Origin of the sequence: Corynebacterium pyruviciproducens ATCC BAA-1742 (assembly GCF_000411375.1) — a bacterium.
Taxonomy (GTDB): Bacteria; Actinomycetota; Actinomycetes; order Mycobacteriales; family Mycobacteriaceae; genus Corynebacterium; species Corynebacterium pyruviciproducens.
Window position 1 is genome coordinate 211,234 of record NZ_KE150446.1, and the last position, 21,984, is coordinate 233,217.

A 21,984-nucleotide genomic window follows, 5' to 3' on the forward strand; every position below is an offset into this window, starting at 1 on the left:
CAAGTGGGACAAGTTCACCCGCGACGGGCACTACATTAAAACTAAGTCGGACGGCCAGCCATGGAAAGGAATTTCGAAGTCGTAGTCGTGTTGCCTTGGCGCCCTAGCGGAAATTTCCGCATCCAATGCCCCAAGCACACCCCTCCGCTACCATCGCGCTTGTGCTTGAGGTATTACACATATTCACCCGCCTTGGCTTGACATCGTTTGGCGGGCCGACGGCGCACCTGAGGTACTTCCCGGACGAGTTCGTGGAGAGACGAAAGTGGCTTACCGACGAGGAGTACGCCGACCTCGTCGCCCTGTGCCAGTTCATACCGGACCCCGCGTCGAGCCAGGTCGGCATGGCAATCGGCCTTTCCGAGCCTGCTCCGTCGACCACACTTCCACGTTGCCGGTGACGAGGAGGTTACCGTTCGAGTCGAAGACTACCGGCGCGTCTTCCGCAGTACCCGCCGACGCCTCAGCCTCCCCGCCAGGCTCTGCAACCTCCGCAGACTCCACAACCGCGCCCGAATCCGGGTCCACCCACTGCGTGGACGTGACCACCACGGTCTCGGCACGCCACCTCCGGCGCAACCCGTAACCACCCCGACAGAACTAGCTACAACAAGCGCGACCGCACGACGAAAACGCATGCTCCCATTCTAATCGGAGCGCGCAGGAATTCTCGGCTACTTCCCAAGCTCCTTGCGTCGCTCGGCGGCGAGTTTCGACCGCTCGGCGCGATCGGAGCGTTCCTTCTCTAACAATTCCTCGAGAATCTCGTCCTCCTCGTCGGAGATGTCGAAGACGGTGTACCAACCGACCGCGAGCATGCCCATCACCGGCCACACCACCCAGGCGTAGTCCAGGTCGAACCCAAGCTGCAGCACAAAAAATACCGCCAAACCGCCGATGAGGGTGGTGTAGATCGCGGTGTCCAGCTTCCGCTTCGCCGCGAGTTTCTCATCCAGCTCGAGCTTGGACGGCGTCCGCTTCTTCAGTGAGACCGGTTCGGCCGGGAGGGCTTCGAAAAGCATGGAAAGCTCCCCGCGCGTGCGCGCAACCGCGGCCTGACCTGTGCGTTCTTCGAACTCCCCAACGTCCAGGTGACCGTCTGCGAACAGTGTGCCCAGCCGGTCCAGAGCTTCCGAACGCTCGGCGTCGCCCACGCGGATTTCGTCCATTAATGCTTCCAACTTGCACTTGCCCCTGCGGCAAGCTGTTCAATCGTAACCATGGTAGATGGTATCGAATACACGATCGGCGAGGCCGCGGAGGCCCTCGGCGTTTCCACCAAGGCGCTGCGCCACTGGGAGGCGCTCGGCCTCATCACACCCGCGCGCACGTGGGCCGACCACCGCGTTTACAGCGATGCGGACCTCGAGCGCGGCGCGGCCATCGCCCTCTACCGTGGAGTCGGCGTGCCGCTTGCGCAGATCGCGCAGCTTCTCGACGCCTCCGGAGCCGCCCTCACCCGCGCCCTCAAGCACCACCAAGAAGCACTCGCTTCTCGACGGCGCACGCTCGACGCCCAACTCACATCTGTCCAGCACCTCATTGACAACGCAACGAAAGGATCGATCGACATGGACGCAATGAAGAAGTACCTCGGCGAAGATATGCCCGCCTACCAGGAGGAGGCTGAGCAGCGCTGGGGTGATACCCCGGAGTGGGCGCAGTCCCAGAAAAAGCTCACTCAAATGGGCGAAGGTGACTTCAAACGCCTGCAGGAAGAACAGGACGCGCTCGCCGCGGATCTGATCGCCGCACGCGATTCCGGCGTGGACCCCGGCTCCGAGGAAGCCGAAGCACTGGTGGAGCGCCACCGCGCAAGCATCGCCCAGTGGTACGAGGTGTCCCCGGCTCGTCAGCTCATCCTCGCGCGCATGTACGTTGACGACGCGCGCTTCCACGAAGCCTACGGCGGCGCGCAGGACTACCTGCTCGAGCTGGTCACCGCCCACGCGGCGGCCGAAGGTGTGGACGTGGGCAACCCGCAGTGGGGTTAGAAACGGAGCAGTGATCCTTCCAACTCTTGCTGGAGCAAAGGTCACGGTTTGGTTAGGTCTAGTGTTGTCGCGCCTATGCGATGACCAGCGAGCACCACGTCTTTTTTGCGTATTTTTACGAAACCGCGCAGCAGACACCACACCGTGCCCTGTTGCTTCCTGAGTTGCTAGAGGTTCCCGGAGCGGTAGCGCCATGGCCGCATCCTGCGGTACTTCTCTGGATTTACCTACTGTCTTTCGCGGAATGGTTATTTACCAACGACACGTGGTCGAATTCAAGTTCAACGTGTAAGTCGCAAGTGCGGCTGGCCGCCACTGAACACTGGTGGTTGGCTGCCTGGACAAGGAGCTACCAGCTACTACACCTGGGTGAGGTCGGCTGGGAGCCCCTTTTTGTGTTTATCGTGGCTCACTCCGCCACGAGCAGGCACGCGCGAGCGCTAGGCTAAATTCATGGTTTCTCATTCTCATCGGACTACAGCACCCGCCTCGGTGACGTGTGAGAACGTATCCGTAAAACGGGGAGGGCGTGTCATCGTGCGCGAACCTAGTTGCACGCTCGCGCGCGGTGAAATCGCGGTGAAATAACGGGACTCATTGGCCCCTCTGGATGCGGGAAGACTACGCTCATTCGCTCCATTATGGGGGTGCAGAAGATCACCGCGGGTTCCATCACGGTGCTAGGCAGCCCTGCGGGAACCCCCAGCCTGCGCACGCGTCTTGCTTTTTCCAGCCAAGATTTGTCCATTTACAAGGACCTCACTGTCCGTGAAAACGTGAGTTACTTCGCGCGCCTGGATGGTGCCCCTGCCTCCCCATGTTGGTGACACAAGCGAGCAGGTTGAGCTTTCTACTTGGGCGGATGAAACCATCGCTTCGCTCTCCGGCGGCCAGGCACACCGGGCCTCTCTTGCGTGCGCGTTGGTGGGGGATCCGGAGGTTTTGCTTCTCGACGAGCCGACGGTCGGCCTTGACCCCCTCACGCGTCAGGCACTGTGGTACCAGTTCCGCGAGCTAGCCGACCGGGGCACGGCGCTCTTCATCTCCAGCCATGTCATGGACGAGGCGATGCGCTGTGACTCAACGTTGGTCATGCGGGAAGGACAGTTCCTAGCGCACGCGCCGATGGAACAGATTATGAAGGAGACTTCGACGGCCACGCCGGAGGATGCCTTTGTTGAATTGATTAGGAGGGACGGATCATGCGCGCAACACTAGCCACCATCATTCGCATCACGGGCCAGCTCCGCCACGATCCACGGACGGTAGCGCTCATCCTGGTTGTCCCCGCCTTGCTCATCACCCTGCACTACTACGTATTTGTCGATCTACCCGTGCCACCGGGCGGTACCCCGGTCTTTGACCGGCTGGGGCCCATCATGGTGGTGGTCCTGCCCATGGTGCTCATGTTCATCGTGACATCGGTGGTCATGCTCCGCGAGCGAACAACGGGAACGCTGGAGCGGGTGTTCACAACACCGGCAACAACGCTGTCACTTGTTAGCGCCTACGCGATCGTGTTCGGGGTTTTGGCACTCATTCAATCATGCATTCTCACGGGGCTGGTGTTGTACCCGTTCGGCGCAACAATTGCAGGCAGCGCACTCGTTCTCCTGCTTCTTTCATTCCTGTGCGCGCTCATCGGCATCGCTTGTGGTCTACTGGCCAGTGCCTTTGCGCAAAATGAGTTGCAGGCCGTGCAGTTCATGCCCGTGTTTGTGGCACCTCAGCTTTTCCTCTGCGGCCTCTTTGTGCCGGTGGAGCACATACCCGCGGTGTTGGAAGCCTGCGCCCACGTGCTGCCCATGACGTGGGCGGTCGATGTCGTAGTCGAGGTACTCGGCTCCGATAGTCTCGGTAGTGGGAGCGGGGTGCGTCTTGCTGGCCTCGCCGCTGTGGCTCTTGCAGCGCTGGTTCTTGCACCTGTGACCATGCGGCGGGCCACTGACTAGCGACCGGGGCGCGCAGGGGCTCGGCGCTAGTAGTTCCTCTCTGTCTAATCCCGGGACGAATCTTTACTGCGGGGTGCGGGGATGGTGTAGGTGTAGGGGTTATCGTCCTGGTTGGACCGGTACGCCTCCACAAGCCGCTGCTCTTCCTCGTTGAGGTAGTACTTCACACCGTTGTGCTGCTCCTCGTCGGCCTTGCCTGTTAAAGCGTGGAAGATAGTGACGAGGATAACCACGATAGTGCCGATGATCGCGCCCACGATCATCGAGCACACCGTATCCACGATCCATCCGACTGCGCCGCCACCGACGGCTGCGGAGAGCCCGTGGATGAATTCTGCCGGTTGGTGGAGGCCGAGGGTGTTCGCGCCGTTGACAATGAGGTGCCCGCCGACCCAGAGCATCGCGGCCGTACCAATGACCGCGATGGCGTTGAGCACCTTGGGCATGGCGTTCACCAAGTTGCGTCCCATCGATTGCGTGGACTCGCTGGACGAGTCGGCCATGCTCATGCCCAGGTCATCCATCTTCACCAGGATCGCCACAGCGCCGTACACGAGCGCCGTGATTCCGATCGCCACGATGACCAACACAGCGAGGCGGGTCCAAAATGGCTGATTTGTCACCTCGCCAAGGGAGATGACCATGATCTCCGCGGAGAGAATGAGATCGGTGGTCACCGCAGATTTCACCAGGGCATCCTCCGCGGCGGCGCCTTTGACCTGGACGGTATCGGTCTGGTCGTCGGTGCCCGTTATCTTTGCGATGACCTTGTGCATCCCCTCGTAGGTGAGGTAGCAGCCGCCGAGCATGAGGATCGGCGTCAACCAGGATGGTGCGAGCCAACTCAGGAAAAGTGCGAAGGGGAGGATGAGGACGAGCTTATTAAAAAGGGAGCCCTTGGCGATACGCCAGATAATGGGGAGCTCGCGAGCAGGGGTGATGCCCTGTACGTACTGGGGGGTGACCGCAGTATCGTCGACAACCACGCCGGCCGCCTTCATGGAGGTCCTGCCTGCCGCCGCCGCTACGTCATCGACACTCGATGCGGCAGCTTTTGCGATGAGGGCTACGTCGTCCAGGAGGGCAGCGAGGCCACCAGCCATGGGGTCACCACTTTCTGTCGTTGGAAAAAGGTATCGTGTGCCAGTCTAGCAACGTGCGGTTATCTTCGGTGACCGAGAAGAATCCCTGCTAGTGGCAGCGCGCGCCGATAGCGGTGGGCGGGGTCGGGGACTACCGGTTTACACACTCGCCGGGGTGAGGGTGATGTCGTCCTTGTTTGCCCAAGAGATGTTCACACCGAGGGATTCGAGCCACGCCATCGGATCGTCACCGTGGCGGGTGATGCCCTCGACGGCTCGCAGAGTGGTCTCGATGGCGAGCTCCGCCTCCTCGGCGGTGATGTAGTGCGCCGACGTAGCGGCGGCGAGCTCGTCGATGTCAAGTACCTCGACGGGTTTACCGTCGTGGAGGAACAGGTCAACGTACAGGTCGCGGGTGCGCCACACGCCGTCTTCCTCGCTGATATCGGCGATGTCAATGTAGATGCCGTCGGGAATGCCGGACTCGGCACGGTAGTGGAAGACGTTGAAGCGCAGGTTCAGCTCCGGCAGCAGCCAGCTTTCCAGGTAACCAAAGTTCTTGTGGTCGGCGCCGCGGGCCATGTAGAGCGCGGTGCCGGCATCCGTGTATGAGTCTACCTTACGGGTGAAACCCTTGGGGTCGACGTTGATCCCTGCATGGGGGTCGAACGTTTCAGTTTTAACTGGGTGCAAATCGGTCATGGCTGTTTATCCTTGGTTCGGTACTGAGAAGGAGGCGACAGTGGGAGGGAAGTAGCAGCCGTTGACGTGACCGTCGATAAGCGCGAGAACCGGGCCACTGCCGGTGGGTGCGTCACCGACCACGGTGGCGGGACCGGAAGGATTGAGGTGCTTCGAGGGGGCGAGCCGCGTGGTGGATGACGCGAAGGTGGAGAGGTTAATCCAGCGGACTGTAATGTCGGAATCCGTCGCGCCAGGGGTGCCGAGGGCGGTAAACACGAACGCCGTGTGACCGGGCTCAACACCGGGGAGCGGGAGGTTGGCGGGGCCGGGAACTGCAACTGCAGACGCTACGGAATCCCCACCGGCGGCGATACAACCGCGAGATACTGTCGGCCACAGGAATTGGGAAATTACCGGGCCTTCAAGAGGTACTTTACCCTCTCCGTGGTCGCCGAAGAAATCGACGGCGGCGAGGACTTTCTCCTTGAGCGGGGCGGGGAGTGTGGAGGCCCACGAGGTTGCAGCATCGAGGATCTGCTGGTTGGGGCGTCCCAGCGGGTCAGTGGAGGATTGAGCTGCTGCGACAGGGGCAGTGGCCGTTGCAGTCACCGCGATGCCGACTGCTGCTAGGGTGGCGATAACCTTGCGTCCGCATCTCCCGTAACCCATAACACACCTTTCACATAGACAACATCTGCCACTTTAGTAACAAAACTGCGTTGCGTCTAGGCCTTACCAATCGCAGCCTCAGACTTCACGCTTTAAGCTCCGTTGCTGGACCAACTCCAGCCGTGTTGTCCACTTTTCTTCGTCCTTTGGTTAGGTCGTTTGAGATCCGGCGAGTGTTACGCCCGGTGGGGCAAATGTGGAATTTCTCACGTAACGTGCGCTGCCACCCTCCGGGGAGTATTGTGTCTACGGTTGACTAACTACCGAAGGGAAAATCTTGTGACTCAAGCTATTCATGACCAGGATCTCGACACCGAGTTTCGCAACGTTGCCATTGTCGCCCACGTCGACCATGGCAAAACCACGCTCGTGGATGCCATGCTCCGACAGTCCGGCGCTTTTGGCGATCACGAGGAAGTCGTAGACCGCGTCATGGATTCCGGCGACCTCGAGCGCGAGAAGGGCATCACCATTTTGGCCAAGAACACCTCGATTCGCCGCAAGGGTGCCGGCAAGGACGGCAAGGACCTTATTATTAACGTCATCGACACGCCCGGCCACGCCGACTTCGGCGGCGAGGTAGAGCGCGCGCTGTCCATGGTTGACGGTGTGATTTTGCTTGTCGACGCATCCGAGGGCCCCCTTCCGCAGACTCGCTTCGTGCTAGGCAAGGCGCTGGCCGCCAAGCTCCCGGTCATCATCGTGGTGAACAAGACGGACCGTCCCGATGCGCGCATCGACGAGGTCGTCTCCGAGACTCAGGACCTGCTCCTCGAGCTCGCCTCCACCATCGAGGACCCGGAGGCCGCCGAGGCCGCAGAGTCGCTGCTGGATATTCCCGTTCTCTACGCCTCGGGTCGCGCCGGCAGTGCCTCCCTTGAGAATCCCGGTAACGGTAATGCTCCCGCAAACGACAACCTGCAGCCGCTTTTCGACGTCCTCTACGACGTCCTGCCCGAGCCCACCGCCGATCACAACGGTCCGCTGCAGGCGCACGTGACCAACCTGGACTCGTCCTCGTTCCTCGGCCGCATCGGCCTCGTCCGTGTGCACGCAGGGTCCCTAAAGAAGGGCCAGCAGGTGGCGTGGATTCACTACGATTCCGAGGGCAACCAGCACATTAAGAACTGCAAGATTTCCGAGCTTCTGCGCACCGTCGGCATGGAGCGCGTCCCCGCCGACGAGGTTATCGCTGGCGATATCGCAGCGGTGTCCGGCATCGACGAAATCATGATCGGCGATACCCTCGCCGATCCCGAGAACCCCATCGCGCTTCCCCGGATCACCGTGGATGAGCCCGCCATCTCCATGACGATCGGTGTGAACACGTCCCCGTTGGCCGGGCGCAACGGTGGCGACAAGCTCACCGCCCGCATGGTGAAAGCGCGCCTCGAGCAAGAACTCGTGGGCAACGTGTCCCTGCGAGTTCTGCCCACCGAGCGCCCCGATACGTGGGAAGTTCAAGGCCGTGGCGAGATGGCGCTGTCCGTTCTCGTGGAAACGATGCGCCGTGAGGGCTTCGAGCTCACTGTGGGCAAGCCCCAGGTGGTTACCCGCGAAATCGATGGCAAGACCCACGAGCCGTACGAGCACATGGTCATTGATATTCCGGCTGAGTTCCAAGGCAACGTTACCCAACTCATGGCAGTGCGCAAGGGCGTGCTGCTCAGCATGGACCAGACGGGGACTGATTGGATCCGCATGGAGTACGAGGTGCCGGCGCGTGGCCTCATCGGCTTCCGCACGACCTTCCTTACAGAGACTAAGGGCAATGGCATTGCCAACCAGTACTCTTGCGGTTACAAGCCGTGGGCCGGAGAGATCAAGGACCGCACCACCGGCTCCATCGTGAGCGACCGCTCCGGCCAGGTCACCGCGTACGCCCTCATCCAGCTTGCGGACCGTGGCACCTACTTTGTCGAGCCCGGCGCCCAGTCCTACGAGGGCCAGGTTGTGGGCATGACCAACCGTGACGAGGACATCGACGTCAACATCACGAAGGAGAAGAAGCTCACCAACATGCGTTCCGCTACCGCAGACGCAACGGTGACGCTGAGCAAGGCCCGCAAGCTGTCGCTAGATGAGGCGATGGAGTTCTGTGCCCACGATGAGTGCGTGGAGGTTACCCCGGATGTCATCCGCCTGCGCAAGGTGATCCTCGATGCCGCGGAGCGTGGCAAGGCCCGCAGCCGCGCGAAGAAGACGAAGTAACAGCCGTCGCGCGGGCGACCGCCGCGGGTGCCCGCAATATGCGACCGCTGCAAGCGTCCGCTATATGCGGTCGCTGAAATAACGCCCGTGTAGGTTTCCGAAGTCTGACCGGCGCAGGTGGCCGACCGAGGCTGTCACCCATAACTAAAAAACCTCAGTGAGCGCGCGTAAGATTACAACTTATGCGCGCTTCACTTTTCATCTCACTGGTGTGTAGTGCCCTCGTTGTGGCCTCTTGTGCCGCCAATCCCGGGCCACCCCCAGTGGCGGAGCCTGAGGTTGACGTGCGCGCCGAGGCGCCGGAGAATAACGCTCCGGTGGAGCAAACGCCGGGTCGATCGCAAATTAACGTGGGCATCGATTCCATCAACGCCGGATTCAACCCGCACCTGCGCGCCGACGAGTCCGCCTTCACGCAATCGCTGGCGGCGCTGGTGTTGCCCTCGGCCTTTATCGACGGCGCCATGAACACGGACCTCCTCGTCAGCGCCGAACCAGTGGCACCGGTGGGAGAAGCGAAGCAAACCATCCGTTACGTCATCACTCCCGCCGCGCAGTGGAGCGATGGTACGCCCGTCACCGGTGCCGATTTCCGGTACCTGTGGCAGAACATGATCTCCACCCCCGGCGTCATCGGTGCCGCAGGCTACCAAGATATCTCCGAGGTCAGGGTGCTCGACGGGGGGAAGACAGTGGAAGTTGATTTCAAGCACAGCTTCCCCCAGTGGAAGAGGCTGTTCACCTACATGCTGCCCAGCCATCTGTTTGTCAATGACACGGTGCCTTTCAACCAGGTTCTCATCAGTTCCATCCCGGCATCTGCGGGCAAGTACATGCTCAAGAGCGTCGACAGGGGGCGCGGTGTGGTGACTTTGAACCGCAACGATCGGTACTGGGGCGACAACCCGGCCGAAACCGACGTCATCACCTTTCAAGAGGTTCGTGATAGGACATATCAGCTCATGCGCAGCGGGGGAGTGAGCTACTCGGATGTGGCTCCGGACGAAACAACCGTGGACATCGGAACGCTCATGCATGACACCGCCGTCCGGGTACGCGACCGGGAGGCCCAGCTCAGCCTCGTCTTTAACATGAATTCCCCGGCCATCACTACGCCCGAGCAACGCAAGATTATTGCGGATACGATCGACCCGCACTTGTTGGCCAAGATCGCACTCGGGCGTTCCTCACACTTGAGTGTGGCTGAGCCACTCGCCCGCAACCCGCAGGTGGAAGAGAAAAAACTGCCGGAAGAAGGCAGTGGCAGCGATTACGTCTCCACCCGCATCGATGTGGCTGCGGATTCACGTGACCAGCAGGCGGTGACTCTCGCGCAGGCGTTGGTGGACACCCTTAACAACAAGGGTTTTGATGCCGCACTTATCCAAGGCGATCCCCAGGTGACGCAGGCGGATATCTTTGTTACGTGGGAACGTACCGGGGACCCACTCGCCGAGGTGTCTCGCTACCAGTGTGACAGCCCGTCTAATCTGTCCGGTTTCTGCGACGAGCGGGCGGACTTCGCCTTCCAGCAGTATCTCTCGGGAGAGCGGGCCACCGCGAAGGACAAAGTGGAGCAGCTGGAGAAAAACGAGGTCATCTCCGTGCCGATTGTCGCGGATACGCGTGTGGATATTCTCTCGCCAAAGATCCTCACCCCCGCTGCTAGCCTGGATGAGTGGCCGGTATTTTTCGCCGCGGGATCGATCCCCACGGCTCCCGAATGGAGGAAGAACTGATGGAAAACTGGGCTGGAAAAACGGTTGTGGCCGTGCACGCGCACCCCGACGATGAAGCTCTCTTCACCGGCGGACTGCTCTACCAGGCGGCACATAAGGGGGCCGACGTCCACGTCATCACCTGCACCCTGGGTGAGGAGGGCGAGGTCATCGGCGAGCCGTACCAGCTCCTCACCGTGGATCACACCGACCAGCTCGGCGGTTTTAGGATCCATGAGCTGCAGCGTTCCTTGGACATCCTGGGCTGCACAGGCCACTTCCTGGGGGGAGCAGGGCACTTCCGTGACTCAGGAATGGAAGGTGAAGCGCGGAGCAATGCCCTCATCAACTCGCTGGGCGAGGCGGAAGGCGAGCTGCGGGAGCTCGTCGGAAAGCTTAATCCCGACCTCCTGGTCACCTACGACCCGTTTGGCACCTACGGCCATCGCGACCACATCGCGGCCCACAGGCTCACACACGCAGTCGCAGGGGACACGCCTGTGTGGTGGGCAGTGGAGTTGGAGACCGACGTGCGCGACGCGTTGGCGAAGATTGATTACTCGCCGTGGCGGATCCCGGAGCCCGGGGAGATTGTCACCGTCGACCACACCGACAAGGCCATCGAACTCGATGACCGCGCGTACAACGCGAAAGCCGAGGCGATGAAGGCGCACGCCACACAGTTGTGGCTTGCCGACGGCTCCGTCAGTGACGTCAACCCCCACCAGGCGTTCGCCCGCGCCGAGGGGTACGTCTTTTGCCTCTCCAACCTCATGAGCCAGCCACTGCGCCGCACGGAGCACTACCAGGTCGCCCCAGCGGACTACCACGTCGCTGCTGCCGACTAGGGCCGGCGGACACCGGACGATGACGGGCGAACGAGAGCCACTAGATACCCCAGGTATCAGCGAGCCGAGCCAATCCACAGGTGCGGGCGCTAAGAAAAGAACCCGTAACCTCGACGGAATCGGTACCGCCTACGTGTGGCTGGCCATCTTTGCGGCCATCTCTGCGCTCTTAGAGATGGTGTACCTCACCTCGCCGGTGCCGTACACCGTGGCGATCGCTTTCGCGTTCACCATGGTGCTCAGCCGGACCTCCCGTTTGTGGACCACTAGCAGGGTAATCGCGGCGATTCCGCTCGGTGTGTGGCTAGGCGTTGTGGTGGCGTTGGTGTTTATTGCCCCCACCCGCCCGGACATCCTGTTGCCATGGGGGCCACGCGTTGGAGCGCTGATAGGAGCGGGCGTTTGTGGTGGACTATGGCCCCTTATTACAATGGCGAGAGATAACCCAGATGTGGAGAGGTAAATGACATACACAATTGCTGAACCATGCGTTGACGTGAAGGACAAGGCATGCGTTGAAGAGTGTCCGGTGGACTGCATCTACGAGGGTGCACGAAGCCTGTACATCCATCCCGACGAGTGCGTCGACTGCGGCGCCTGCGAGCCTGTGTGCCCGGTAGAAGCGATCTTCTACGAGGATGATGTGCCGGACGAGTGGGTGGATTACAACGAGGCAAACGCCGCGTTCTTTGAAAAGCTCGGTTCCCCGGGTGGAGCCGCCAAGCTTGGTGCGCAGGACTTCGATCCGCCGCTGGTGGCCAAACTTCCCCCACGAGACGGTGACGAATAATCCGTAGGTGAAGCGTGGCGCTTTCCACCAGCACAATAGTGGTGGAAAGCGGAGAAGCTTCGGCGCGGGCTGCGGTGAGCGCAGCCCGCTTAACTGTTTTAACCCACACCCTGTAAAGAGATGGTGAACGAGCGTGAGACACCCCATTAAACTGCCGGAATTTCCCTGGGACAAGCTGACCCCGCTGGAGAAAACGGCGAGTGAGCACCCCGACGGCATGATCAAACTTACCGTCGGTGCCCCCGTCGATCCAGTTTTCCCCTCCATCCAGGTGGCGCTCTCGGAAGCGGCCGCGTTGTCTGGGTATCCTCCCACCATCGGCGTGCCGAAATTGCGCGAGGCCATCGTCTCCTCGCTCGAGCGTCGCTACAACATGCAGGGAATCACCGCGGTTCTCCCGGCCATCGGGACGAAAGAGCTCATCGCTGGCCTGCCGTCCTTCCTGCGCGTGGATACGGTGGCGTACCCGGAGCTTGCGTACCCCACCTACGAGATTGCCGCCATCATGGCGGACGCGAAGATTGTCAACGAGGGTGCTGACCTCACCTTCATCAACTCGCCCAACAACCCCTCCGGCGAGGTTCTCACCGTTGAACAGATGCGCGAGTACGTGGCCGATGCCCGGTCCCGTGGAGCCATTCTCGTCAGCGACGAATGCTACCTGGGCATGGGGTGGACCGATAAGCGCCCGCATTCGATCCTCGATCCTGCGGTGTGCGACGGCGACCACACGGGGCTGCTTGCTATCCACTCGCTGTCCAAGACCTCCAACCTTGCCGGCTACCGCTCCGGGTTCGTCGTGGGCGACCCGGATCTTATTGAGGAGCTCACCCTCGTGCGCAAGCACAGCGGGTTCATGGTGCCGTACCCCATCCAGTACGCCACCATTGCCGCGCTCAACGATGACGAGCAGGAATCCTTCCAAAAGGCGCGGTACTTTGCGCGCCGGAAGGTGCTCACTGAGGCGATTACCGCAGCTGGTTTCACCATCGACCACTCGGATGCGGGGCTGTACTTATGGACCACCGGTGGCGAAAATTGTTGGGATACCGCGCGGTGGTTCGCTGAGCGCGGACTGCTGGTCACCCCCGGTGACTTCTACGGCGAAGCGGGCAAGGAGCACGTCCGTATCGCTTTGACCATCACGGACGACGATGCCATCGCCGCTGCCAAGAGACTGACCAAGTAACCCGGGGCTCACATGGATACAACGCGCGTATTTGCCAACCTCCGCGAATTTATCAAGTTCGGGATGGTCGGCGGTTCCGGAACCATCGTCAACTTCTTCGTCGTGTGGGTGCTCAACAGGTTTGTGGGCATCGACGAGGACCAGGTGGTGGCGAACCTCTTTGGCACGCAGTTCAACATCCGCTGGTACCACATCATGATCACCATCGCTTTTTTGGTGGCTAACACGTGGAATTACCAGCTCAACCGCTTTTGGACGTTCAAGGGTAAGTCCGTTGGCTGGCTGCGGGGCTATTGGAAGTTCCTTCTCACGGGCATCGGTGCCCTGGTGGTGAGCCAGGTGGTGGCGACGCTGCTGATGAATCCCACCTCGCCGATCGCCTTGCCCACCGACATCTTCGATGACACCACGGGTTTCCGTACTCGCGTGTACTGGGCCAACGCAATTTCGGTGTTGGCGGCCATGCCGATCAACTTCGTCATCAACAAGCTGTGGACGTTCCGTAACAAGATCCCGGACGGTGTAAAAGTTATTTCCACAGCCAAGCCACAGTAAGCTTGCGCACGCGACACCGCGCCGGTGGGCGTGAAAATAAAGGGGCCACGGTTTTGATCCGTGGCCCCTCCTCTGTGTGCCGTCACCCCAACACGCCCGGGCAACGTGGCCCCGGGCGACGCGGCCACAAGGACACCGCCTCTTCATCCCCGTACGCGGCCTCAAAACTGGGCAGAATGTTCACGGTGCCGTAGCCCAGTGGGGAAGAAAAAGGCGCGCCCGCGTGACGGTGGGGTAGCAGGGGAACGGGAGGATCCGGGTGGGTGCCGGGTGTACAGGGGGCAAAAAGTTGCACTGCGAGGCGACGAGCCTACTGGTAAGAAAATAGGTGTTACGGACTTATTGGCATCGCTTAAAGAAGGTTTACAGGTATGAGGAAGTGTAGAGCGGGGCTCGCAGCGCTCAGCGTGCTCACAATGGTCACGGGGGTGGCGGTGCCCGCCACGGCGGCTCCCGATGGCTCCCAGATCGTCATCAACGAGGTGTACGGGGGAGGCGGAAACTCCGGGGCGGAGTACACCAACGATTTCGTCGAGCTCTTCAACCCCACGGATAAAGAAATTTCCCTCGACGGGCTGTACCTGCAATACACGTCCACCAAGGGGAGCACACCGAACGCGGGGAACATCCTCCAGCTCACCGGCACGGCACCGGCGCACGGGCACTTCCTCATCAAGCTGGCCGCCGGCAAGAACGGAAGCACGGGCCTCACCGCGGATTTCACAGGTGAGATTGCGATGGGTGCCAAGGGTGGAATCGTTGCCCTGACCCCTGCGGCGGATCCCTGGGCACCCGGGGCCACCGTCATCGACCTGGTTGGTTGGGGAGACGCGGTGGCAAGCGAAAAGGCCGCCGCACCGGCGAGCTCCAACACGGTGTCCATCCAGCGCAAGGAAACCGGCGTTGATACCGACGATAACTCGGCCGACTTCGTTACCGCAGCCCCCACTCCCCAGGGGACGGGTGCGGACAACGGGAACGGCACCCCCGGTTCCGGCGAATCCGACAATCCTGGGGGAGACAATTCCGAGCCCCAGGAACCGCCGGCAAAGCAGGTGTCCATCAACGAGATCCAAGGCACCACACCAACTACGCCGCTGGCAGGTCAGCGTGTCACTACCAAGGGGTACGTCACAGCCAGCTACGCGGAGGGCGGTTTTGATGGCTTCTACTTGCAACAAGGTGGCGAGACGAAACAGCATTCGGAAACCGACCCATCCGATGCGGTGTTCGTGTGGTTTGGAAAAGACGCGGCAGACTACCCCGCAGTGGGCGCGTGCGTCACGGTTACCGGCACCGCGAAGGAGTACGAGGGGAAGGTATTCTCAGAGACTCAGCTCGCCGATCCGGAGGTTTCCGAGGGCACTGATTGCGGCACCCAACCCACTCCCGTGGAACTCACCGAGATCCCGGCCGGGGACGCGGCCCGCGAAGCCTACGAGGGCATGCTGGTGAAAATCACCGGGTCGTACACCGTGAGCAACAACTACGATCTCAACACTTTTGGCACCGTGGGACTAGCCCCCGGAACTGAGCCGTTCTACCAGCCCACCGACGTGTTCCCGCCGTCCACAGACCCGAACTCGGACGTGCAAAAGCTCACCCGCGAGCAGCTGACCAAGCAGGTGCTGCTTGACGACGGCCGGTCTCGCAACTACGCACGGACGGACAAGGAAACCCCGCTGCCCTACATTGTCACCGGCGGAAGCACCGTCAAATCACTGCGCACGGGGGACACCGTCTCCTTCACGCAACCGGTGATTCTGGGCAACCGTTACGACGCGTGGGGCCTGCAGCCCACCGCACCGGTAACCGGTAACACTAAGGCCGGCGAACTCCCGATCACGTGGGACGATTCCCGCGCGGCGGAGGAACACGGCCCGACGGTGAAGGACTCGGAGCTGTCGCTCGCCTCCTTCAACGTCCTCAACTACTTCACCAGCCTGGGCAAGAACGAGAAGAACTGCAAGGCGTACACCGATAAAGACGGCAACAACGTCACCGCCAACTGGTGCACAGTCCGCGGTGCCTGGTCGCAGGAGGCGTTCGACCGCCAGCAGGCGAAGATTGTCAACGCGATCAACACGCTCGACGTCTCCGTGCTCGGCCTCGAGGAGATCGAAAACACCGCCACGGTTACCGGTGATTCCTCTCGCCGGGACGAGTCCTTGCTCACGCTCGTCGATGCCCTTAACGCTGACCTCACCAAACGTGGGCAGAAGGCGACGTGGGAGGCCGTTCGTTCGCCCGAGACCGTCCCCGGTAACGAGGATGTCATCCGCGTCGCGTTCATCTACAAGAGCGATAAGGTGCACCCCGTCGGCCCGTCCGTCATCGTCGACGATCCCGCCTATACGGGCGTTGCCCGCCAGCCCTTGGCGCAGGCCTTCGCCCGCGTGGGCCACGATGACACGGAGTTTGTCGCGGTGGTCAACCACTTCAAGTCCAAGGGTTCTGTCGCCCGCGACGATAAGGACAAGGGCGACGGTCAGGGCAATAACCCCACTCTGCGTGCAGAGCAGGCCGAGGCGTTGGTCAGTGCCGTGTCTGCCCACAAACAGTGGGCCGATAAGCCGATCTTCCTTGTGGGCGACCTCAACTCCTACACCAAGGAAGACACCATGAAGGTGCTCGAGGACGCCGACTACACCAACATCGCCACACAGTTCGACGCCGGCCACTCCTACCAGTTTGCGGGCCGGATAGGCTCCCTCGACCACGCCTTTGGAAACGCCGCCGCGATGAAGCTCGTCGCCGATGCCGATGTGTGGGACATCAACTCCGACGAGTCCATTGCGTTCGAGTACTCGCGGGAGAATTACAACGTGGCGAAGCTCGTGGATAATTCGGTGTTCCGCTCCTCGGACCACGATCCGATCAAGGTGGCGTTCAACCTCACGCCCACAAAGCCCGCGCCCGACAATGAGCCGGACGCGGTGGGTTCCAACACCTCCTCCGACCTTCCCGATGAGGCAGTGCTGGCGCTCAAGATCATCGGCGGTATCGTCGGCACGATCATCGGGCTCCTCGGCATCGGCGTGGCCGCCCAGCAGTTCGCGCCGGGACCGTTCAACGACCTCATGAATCAGATTAAGGCGCTGCTTCCGTAGCAGACGGGAAAAGCCCCGCCCCACGTTCGTCGCTGGGGCGGGGTCTTGTCGCGCGGCGGGCAGGTGCCGCCACCCGGTAAAAATGCGACTGTGCAGGCGTGTTTCCGCTGCTCCACGCCAGATGGAGCCCTTCAATTCACGCATTTAGACATCTTGCCTAGGAGTACTAAAGTGTGCTCGAAAGGAAGTTTGAGTGCGTCGATATTTACTAGGAGCTGTTGGATTATCACTGATGGCGAGCGGTATTGCACTGTCCATCATCGCGGAGCTGGGGACATCACCGATCTCCAGCTTTCCGTACGTTTCGAGCCTCATGAGCTCGTTTACAGTGGGGACGGGGACCATCGCGATGAACGCGGCGTTCATGGTCTTGCAGATGATCCTCTTGCGAAAGCACTACGATCCAAGGCAACTCGTTTAGCTTCCGGCGGCCATCGTCATGGGGCTGTTGTGCGACGTGTTCCTGCATCTCCTGCGGGGCCTTGGGTATTCCAACTACACCGAGCAGTGGCTCCTGTGTGCGCTGGGGATTCTCCTCGTCGCTTTCGGCGTGTCTGTAGCTGTGACGAGTCGGGTGATCGTGATGGCGGGCGATGGGCTCGCCCTTGCCATCTCCGTTACCCTGAACCGTGCCTTCGGGCCGCGGCGGTGGAGGGAGTTTGGTACGTGCAAGATCGCGGTAGACACGTCCCTCGTCATCATCGCGTCGGTGCTGTCGCTGGCGGTATTGGGGAGCCTCGAGGGCGTTCGTGAGGGGACACTGGCCGCGGCGCTTCTCGTCGGGTTCTTTGCCAAGTACTTCGTGCGCTGGCTCGAGCCGGTGCAAAAATGGCTCTAGCAGCCGTGGAGTAGCCACTGGAGGGTATTGAGTGACTGCCGGAGGGCAGTGGGTAGCCACCGGAGGGTATTGAGTGATCGACGGAGGGCAGTGGGTAGCCACCGGAGGCCGCTGGTGCAGGTAACCGTGAGCCACCTTCCCCTCCGTTTTTAAGGGGGTGTTTTCGCTCCGTAAGAGGGCTCTGTGCGTACCGTTTCTTTAGGGGCATGAGGTTGCACAGGGTTGCACGGGGCTCGTCACGGGGGGACGTCGCCCGTTGTGTGCTGGAGTGTGGAGTTTGCTTGCCGACGCGGACCTCATCGCCCGTGACTCGGTTGGTCTCCGGGTTCCGGATACCTCGCCCCCTACGCGCTAGCCACTTTTCACTGCGCGGAAAAACCCGGCCCCTGCGTTGCCGGAGAAGAAACACAGGGGCCGGGTGTAAAGGCTTGTGGAGTTCTAGCTGTGCTCAGGCAGCGGGGCCTTCTCCCACGGGGAGAGACCGCGCACCTTGGAGTTCACAAGGCTTGCCACAAACAAGATGATGAACATCGCCGCGGCCGAGATGAGCTGCACGCGGGCGGATGGGTCGCTGAGCATGAGAATGGCCAGGAGCACAAAAGCAACGAGCGCAGCCCAGTTGAGGTACGGGTACGCCCACATCCGGATGGTGAGGTTGAAGCGCTTCTCCAACGCGGGGCGCAGTCGCAGCTCGCTGACGGTGATGAACACCCACACGATGAGCAGCGAGGCGCCCGCCGCGTTGAGCATGAACGTCAGTACGGCCGCCGCGTCGATGTAGTTCAGCACCACCATGATGAGCGACAAGATGATGGACAACGTGATCGCCGCCGTGGGAACACCCCGGTGGTTGACCCGGGTGAAGATACTCGGGGCATCGTGGCGCTGCGCCAGCGAAAACATCATCCGGCTCGAGGCGTAAATCTGTGCGTTGAATGCGGACAGGAGCGCCAGGGTGATGACAACCTCCATGAACGTCACCACGCCGGGGATCCCGGCGAGTGTCAGCACCTTGGTAAAGGGGCTGTCAGCTGCGGAATCGGCGGCGCCGATCTCCGAGTAGGGCAGAAGCAGCGTGATGATCGCGACGGACCCCAGGTAGAACACGAACACGCGGGTGATGGTGGACCGTACGGCGTTGACCAAGGACTTCTTGGGATCCTCGGATTCAGCCGAGGCGATGGCTACCACCTCGATGCCACCAAAAGCGAAGGCTACAGCCAGCAGGGCGCTGGCGATACCGGCGATGCCGTTCGGCGTGAAGCCGGATTCCTGTACGTTGGACAGGCCGATGAAGGTGTGCCCGGGCAGCAGCCCAAAGATAAGCAGCACGCCGATGACCAAGAAGAGGACGAGCACTGCCACCTTGACAAAGGCGAACCAGAACTCGAACTCGCCAAAGGCCCGCACGCGCAACAGGTTCACTATGCCGAAGAACAGCACGAAGATGAGAGCCGGGATCCACGGCGAAACATCGAACCAGGAGGCGACAAAGGCGGACGCGCCGGTGATTTCCGCGCCCAGAACCGCGACGGTAGCAAGCCAGTAGATCCACCCCTGCGTGAAGCCGGCCCAACGGCCGATGGCGTGCTCGGCGTACTCGGAAAAGGAGCCGGAGGCCGGAATGACGGTGCCCATCTCACCAAGCATCTGCATGATGAGGATGGCCATGATCCCGGCGAGGATGTAGGCGACAAGCGCCGAGGGGCCGGCGGCCTGGATGGCAACGCCGGTGCCGAGGAAGAGACCCGCGCCGATGGTGGAGCCGAGCCCCATCATGGTCAAGTGGCGAACTTTGAGGCCGCTTCCCAGCTGTTGTGTGCTGTTAGCAGGGGTGGACATGTACTTTCTTCCGTTAGTTTTGGTGGAGTGATTCGTTGAGCTCAACAGCCGAGGTCTTCCACGGGACAACCTCGATGGCGCCAGTCAAAGAATTACGGCGGAAGAGCATGTTGGATTTGCCGGAGAGGGTGGCTGCCTTGACGGGTTCGCCGTCGACAAGCACCTTGGAGCCTGCGGTGATGTACAGGCCGGCCTCAACCACGCAGTCGTCGCCAAGCGCGATCCCGAGGCCGGAGTTGGCGCCGAGGAGGCACCGCTTGCCCAAGCTGACGCGCTCCTTGCCGCCGCCGGAGAGGGTTCCCATGGTGGAAGCGCCACCGCCGATGTCAGTCTGGTCGCCCACGATAACGCCCTGGGAGACGCGTCCTTCGACCATGGAGGCGCCGAGGGTGCCGGCGTTGTAGTTGACAAATCCCTCGTGCATGACGGTGGTGCCCTCGGCGAGGTGGGCGCCGAGGCGGATGCGGTCCGCGTTGCCGATGCGTACACCGGAGGGGACCACGTAGTCAACCATCCGCGGGAACTTGTCAATGAGGAAGATGATCACCTGGCCCTCGCCACGCTGCTGCAGCTTGGCGCGGGTGGCCTCGAAGTTCTCGGGCAGGCACGGGCCGAAGTTGGTCCACACCACGTTGGTGAGCACGCCGAAGATGCCGTCGAGGTTGATCTCGTTGGGCTTGACGGCGCGGGCGGACAGCAGGTGTAGGCGCAGGAACGCGTCGTAGGTATCGGCCGGTGGCTGGGAGAGGTCGTCGATGGTGCACTCGTAGGGCACCCGCTCTACCTCACGGTCGCTGTCGGTGGACCGTAGCTTGTCGACGCTTTCCTGGTCACCGCCGCCGATTGGGTCCGGGTACCAGACATCAAGGACGGTGCCCTTAGTTTTCTCGGCGGTGGACACGGTGGCGATGCCCCAAGCGTGGGCGGACGTCATGGTCACAGTTAAAAATCTCCTTTGTTCTGAGCGGATTCTCTGGTTCACCAGGGTAACACCTGCGGGGTTGGCCGCCGGGTGCAGATTCGGCCTAGGCGGACTTCGGCTTGTGTTTGCGGTAGCGAGGCTCCCCGTCCCGTGTCCAGCGTCCCGTGAAGAAGGCGATGAGAAGGATGAAGACGGAAACCCCCACCAGAGCGACAAGCTGCTGCCTGGCGCCACTGTCGAACAGCATGAGGACGACGATAACAACGAGCACGCCGAAGGTTGCCCACCCGGAGTACGGGTGCCACGGCATCTGCACCTGTGTGAGCTCGCCCTGTGCCTTGAGTTGCGGGTGAAGTTTGATCCACGAGAGCGCGATCGTTCCCCACACCACGATGAGGATGCCGCCGACGGCGTTGAGCAGGAACTGCAACAGTCCCGGTGGGTTCCAGAACTGCAGACCGACGGATACGAAGGCGAAGATCATGGAGAGGATAACCGAGTTCATGGGAACATCGTGACGGTTTGTTACGCTCAGGATAGCCGGGGCGTCGTCGCGTGTGGCCAGGGAGTACGCGAGCCGTGAGGAGGCGTAGATCTGCGCGTTGAAGGCGCTGAGGAGTGCCAGGACGATGACAACCTCCATGATTCCCACCACGCCGGGGATGTTGGCCAGCGCCAGGATGCGGGTGAACGGGCTCTCCGCCGCCGTATCCGCGCCGGAGATCTCGTTGAAGGGGAGGAGGAAGCAGATGACCAAGACGCTGCCCAAGTAGAACACGGAAATGCGCCAGATGGTCGACCGGACTGCCAACGAGATGGAGCGCACCGGATCGGCAGACTCGGCCGCCGCGATCGTGACGATTTCGATCCCGCCAAAGGCGAAGGCTACGGCAAGAAGACCGGCGGCGAGGCCGGGCAGTCCGTTGGGCAGGAACCCCGATTCGCGGATGTGCTGCGCGCCAACGTACTCCGTGCCCGGGAGCAGCCCGAAGATGAGGAGCACGCCGATGATGAGGAAGATGCCGATGACGGCAACCTTGATAAAGGCGAACCAGAACTCAAACTCGCCGAACCCCTTGACCTGCATGAGGTTGACAACCGCGAAGAACGCGACGCAGACGAGCGCTGGTATCCACGGCTCGACGTTGAACCACGATGCCATGATCGCGGAGGCACCAGTCATCTCGGCGCCGAGCACCATGATCAGCATGAACCAGTACAGCCAGCCGAGGTAGAACCCGGCCCAGCGGCCAAACGCCATCTCGGCGTACACGGAGAAGGACCCCGAAGCGGGGCGGGCGGCACCCAGCTCACCGAGCATCTCCATCGCGCCGATAACCAGCAGGCCGGCGATGATGTAGGCGATGAGGACGGACGGGCCGGCCGCTTGGATTCCCACCCCGGTGCCCAGAAAGAGGCCAGCGCCAATCGCGGAGCCAAGCCCCATCATGGTGAGGTGGCGCACCTGGAGGCCGGAGCCGAGCTGACTCGCGTCAGCCGCCTTCGCCGAGCCGGGCGAACCAGGGCTTGTACTCTGCGTTTTCTTTGTCGAAGCCATGGTGGGATTCTAGGCGCTCGAC

At 61.6% G+C, this 21,984-nt stretch carries 19 protein-coding genes and 2 pseudogenes; 14 read left to right on the forward strand and 7 right to left on the reverse strand.

Going from position 1 to position 21,984, the window contains the following annotated elements:
* Positions 1 to 125 precede the first annotated feature (125 nt).
* Positions 126 to 359, forward strand: a pseudogene (locus HMPREF1219_RS01060) (chromate transporter); the annotation flags it as partial.
* Positions 360 to 674: 315 nt separating this feature from the next.
* On the opposite strand, the gene HMPREF1219_RS01065 reads toward HMPREF1219_RS01060, so the two are convergent.
* Positions 675 to 1,169, reverse strand: a complete 495-nt coding sequence (locus tag HMPREF1219_RS01065) for a DUF1707 SHOCT-like domain-containing protein (protein ID WP_016457151.1) — start codon at positions 1,167 to 1,169, stop codon at positions 675 to 677.
* A 51-nt stretch (positions 1,170 to 1,220) separates the two neighbouring features.
* On the opposite strand from HMPREF1219_RS01065, the gene HMPREF1219_RS01070 reads away from it, so the two are divergent.
* The 4 genes from HMPREF1219_RS01070 to HMPREF1219_RS01080 all read left to right on the forward strand — a co-directional run bounded on the left by HMPREF1219_RS01070 (position 1,221) and on the right by HMPREF1219_RS01080 (position 3,946).
* On the forward strand, positions 1,221 to 1,994 hold the full coding sequence (locus HMPREF1219_RS01070; protein ID WP_016457152.1) for a MerR family transcriptional regulator: 774 nt from the start codon (positions 1,221 to 1,223) through the stop codon (positions 1,992 to 1,994).
* Between the two features lie 629 nt (positions 1,995 to 2,623).
* Positions 2,624 to 2,821: an ATP-binding cassette domain-containing protein gene (locus HMPREF1219_RS13345; protein ID WP_281166640.1), complete on the forward strand. Its 198-nt coding sequence runs from the start codon at positions 2,624 to 2,626 to the stop codon at positions 2,819 to 2,821.
* Positions 2,793 to 3,212 carry an ATP-binding cassette domain-containing protein gene (locus tag HMPREF1219_RS01075; protein WP_016457154.1) on the forward strand — a complete coding sequence of 140 codons (420 nt, stop codon included), beginning with the start codon at positions 2,793 to 2,795 and terminating at the stop codon, positions 3,210 to 3,212. Before HMPREF1219_RS13345 ends, HMPREF1219_RS01075 begins: the two co-directional genes overlap by 29 nt.
* Positions 3,197 to 3,946 (forward strand): ABC transporter permease, encoded by a 750-nt coding sequence (locus HMPREF1219_RS01080; protein ID WP_016457155.1) that lies wholly within the window; start codon positions 3,197 to 3,199, stop codon positions 3,944 to 3,946. The genes HMPREF1219_RS01075 and HMPREF1219_RS01080 overlap by 16 nt, the downstream gene beginning before the upstream one ends.
* Positions 3,947 to 3,990: 44 nt before the next feature.
* Here HMPREF1219_RS01080 and HMPREF1219_RS01085 read toward each other — a convergent pair whose 3' ends face one another.
* The 3 genes from HMPREF1219_RS01085 to HMPREF1219_RS01095 form a co-directional block, all read right to left on the reverse strand.
* Entirely contained in the window at positions 3,991 to 5,049 is a 1,059-nt protein-coding gene (locus HMPREF1219_RS01085) for a DUF808 domain-containing protein (RefSeq protein WP_016457156.1), read from the reverse strand.
* 138 nt (positions 5,050 to 5,187) lie between these two features.
* Positions 5,188 to 5,730: a ribonuclease FAU-1 family protein gene (locus tag HMPREF1219_RS01090; protein ID WP_016457157.1), complete on the reverse strand. Its 543-nt coding sequence runs from the start codon at positions 5,728 to 5,730 to the stop codon at positions 5,188 to 5,190.
* Between the two features lie 6 nt (positions 5,731 to 5,736).
* The gene (locus HMPREF1219_RS01095) at positions 5,737 to 6,381 is read right to left on the reverse strand and encodes an Rv1157c family protein (RefSeq protein ID WP_016457158.1); all 645 of its coding nucleotides are present in this window, start codon (positions 6,379 to 6,381) and stop codon (positions 5,737 to 5,739) included.
* A gap of 279 nt (positions 6,382 to 6,660) precedes the next feature.
* On the opposite strand from HMPREF1219_RS01095, the gene typA reads away from it, so the two are divergent.
* The 9 genes and pseudogenes from typA to HMPREF1219_RS13475 all read left to right on the forward strand — a co-directional run bounded on the left by typA (position 6,661) and on the right by HMPREF1219_RS13475 (position 17,640).
* A complete protein-coding gene (gene typA / locus HMPREF1219_RS01100) occupies positions 6,661 to 8,592 on the forward strand; it encodes a translational GTPase TypA (RefSeq protein WP_016457159.1) in 1,932 nt (643 codons plus the stop codon).
* 182 nt (positions 8,593 to 8,774) lie between these two features.
* Entirely contained in the window at positions 8,775 to 10,331 is a 1,557-nt protein-coding gene (locus tag HMPREF1219_RS01105; protein WP_016457160.1) for an ABC transporter family substrate-binding protein, read from the forward strand.
* Positions 10,331 to 11,158, forward strand: coding sequence for a PIG-L family deacetylase (locus tag HMPREF1219_RS01110; protein WP_016457161.1), 828 nt, complete (start codon positions 10,331 to 10,333; stop codon positions 11,156 to 11,158). The genes HMPREF1219_RS01105 and HMPREF1219_RS01110 overlap by 1 nt, the downstream gene beginning before the upstream one ends.
* A 19-nt stretch (positions 11,159 to 11,177) precedes the next feature.
* Positions 11,178 to 11,621: a hypothetical protein gene (locus HMPREF1219_RS01115; protein ID WP_016457162.1), complete on the forward strand. Its 444-nt coding sequence runs from the start codon at positions 11,178 to 11,180 to the stop codon at positions 11,619 to 11,621.
* On the forward strand, positions 11,622 to 11,948 hold the full coding sequence (gene fdxA / locus HMPREF1219_RS01120; RefSeq protein ID WP_016457163.1) for a ferredoxin: 327 nt from the start codon (positions 11,622 to 11,624) through the stop codon (positions 11,946 to 11,948).
* A 133-nt stretch (positions 11,949 to 12,081) separates the two neighbouring features.
* Positions 12,082 to 13,137: a succinyldiaminopimelate transaminase gene (dapC, locus tag HMPREF1219_RS01125; RefSeq protein WP_016457164.1), complete on the forward strand. Its 1,056-nt coding sequence runs from the start codon at positions 12,082 to 12,084 to the stop codon at positions 13,135 to 13,137.
* Positions 13,138 to 13,149: 12 nt separating this feature from the next.
* Complete coding sequence (locus HMPREF1219_RS01130; protein ID WP_016457165.1) at positions 13,150 to 13,692, forward strand: GtrA family protein; 543 nt, start codon at positions 13,150 to 13,152, stop codon at positions 13,690 to 13,692.
* Between the two features lie 371 nt (positions 13,693 to 14,063).
* Positions 14,064 to 16,802 (forward strand): ExeM/NucH family extracellular endonuclease, encoded by a 2,739-nt coding sequence (locus HMPREF1219_RS01135; protein WP_016457166.1) that lies wholly within the window; start codon positions 14,064 to 14,066, stop codon positions 16,800 to 16,802.
* 193 nt (positions 16,803 to 16,995) lie between these two features.
* Positions 16,996 to 17,640, forward strand: a pseudogene (locus HMPREF1219_RS13475) (YczE/YyaS/YitT family protein).
* A 438-nt stretch (positions 17,641 to 18,078) separates the two neighbouring features.
* On the opposite strand, the gene HMPREF1219_RS01145 reads toward HMPREF1219_RS13475, so the two are convergent.
* From HMPREF1219_RS01145 to HMPREF1219_RS01155, 3 genes are all read right to left on the reverse strand, one after another.
* The gene (locus HMPREF1219_RS01145) at positions 18,079 to 19,482 is read right to left on the reverse strand and encodes an amino acid permease (RefSeq protein ID WP_016457170.1); all 1,404 of its coding nucleotides are present in this window, start codon (positions 19,480 to 19,482) and stop codon (positions 18,079 to 18,081) included.
* A 13-nt stretch (positions 19,483 to 19,495) separates the two neighbouring features.
* Positions 19,496 to 20,416, reverse strand: a complete 921-nt coding sequence (gene dapD / locus HMPREF1219_RS01150) for a 2,3,4,5-tetrahydropyridine-2,6-dicarboxylate N-succinyltransferase (RefSeq protein ID WP_040427037.1) — start codon at positions 20,414 to 20,416, stop codon at positions 19,496 to 19,498.
* 91 nt (positions 20,417 to 20,507) lie between these two features.
* Positions 20,508 to 21,962, reverse strand: coding sequence for an amino acid permease (locus HMPREF1219_RS01155; protein ID WP_016457172.1), 1,455 nt, complete (start codon positions 21,960 to 21,962; stop codon positions 20,508 to 20,510).
* Positions 21,963 to 21,984 lie beyond the last annotated feature (22 nt).

What these genes read in the sequence shown, in the direction of transcription:
- HMPREF1219_RS01065 (WP_016457151.1), bottom strand. Translation starts at nt 1,169, where the DNA reads ATGGACGAAATCCGCGTGGGCGACGCCGAGCGTTCGGAAGCTCTGGAC.
- HMPREF1219_RS01070 (WP_016457152.1), top strand. Translation starts at nt 1,221, where the DNA reads ATGGTAGATGGTATCGAATACACGATCGGCGAGGCCGCGGAGGCCCTC.
- HMPREF1219_RS01075 (WP_016457154.1), top strand. Translation starts at nt 2,793, where the DNA reads ATGGTGCCCCTGCCTCCCCATGTTGGTGACACAAGCGAGCAGGTTGAG.
- HMPREF1219_RS01080 (WP_016457155.1), top strand. Translation starts at nt 3,197, where the DNA reads ATGCGCGCAACACTAGCCACCATCATTCGCATCACGGGCCAGCTCCGC.
- HMPREF1219_RS01085 (WP_016457156.1), bottom strand. Translation starts at nt 5,049, where the DNA reads ATGGCTGGTGGCCTCGCTGCCCTCCTGGACGACGTAGCCCTCATCGCA.
- HMPREF1219_RS01090 (WP_016457157.1), bottom strand. Translation starts at nt 5,730, where the DNA reads ATGACCGATTTGCACCCAGTTAAAACTGAAACGTTCGACCCCCATGCA.
- HMPREF1219_RS01095 (WP_016457158.1), bottom strand. Translation starts at nt 6,381, where the DNA reads ATGGGTTACGGGAGATGCGGACGCAAGGTTATCGCCACCCTAGCAGCA.
- HMPREF1219_RS01105 (WP_016457160.1), top strand. Translation starts at nt 8,775, where the DNA reads ATGCGCGCTTCACTTTTCATCTCACTGGTGTGTAGTGCCCTCGTTGTG.
- HMPREF1219_RS01110 (WP_016457161.1), top strand. Translation starts at nt 10,331, where the DNA reads ATGGAAAACTGGGCTGGAAAAACGGTTGTGGCCGTGCACGCGCACCCC.
- HMPREF1219_RS01115 (WP_016457162.1), top strand. Translation starts at nt 11,178, where the DNA reads ATGACGGGCGAACGAGAGCCACTAGATACCCCAGGTATCAGCGAGCCG.
- fdxA (WP_016457163.1), top strand. Translation starts at nt 11,622, where the DNA reads ATGACATACACAATTGCTGAACCATGCGTTGACGTGAAGGACAAGGCA.
- HMPREF1219_RS01130 (WP_016457165.1), top strand. Translation starts at nt 13,150, where the DNA reads ATGGATACAACGCGCGTATTTGCCAACCTCCGCGAATTTATCAAGTTC.
- HMPREF1219_RS01135 (WP_016457166.1), top strand. Translation starts at nt 14,064, where the DNA reads ATGAGGAAGTGTAGAGCGGGGCTCGCAGCGCTCAGCGTGCTCACAATG.
- HMPREF1219_RS01145 (WP_016457170.1), bottom strand. Translation starts at nt 19,482, where the DNA reads ATGTCCACCCCTGCTAACAGCACACAACAGCTGGGAAGCGGCCTCAAA.
- dapD (WP_040427037.1), bottom strand. Translation starts at nt 20,416, where the DNA reads ATGACGTCCGCCCACGCTTGGGGCATCGCCACCGTGTCCACCGCCGAG.
- HMPREF1219_RS01155 (WP_016457172.1), bottom strand. Translation starts at nt 21,962, where the DNA reads ATGGCTTCGACAAAGAAAACGCAGAGTACAAGCCCTGGTTCGCCCGGC.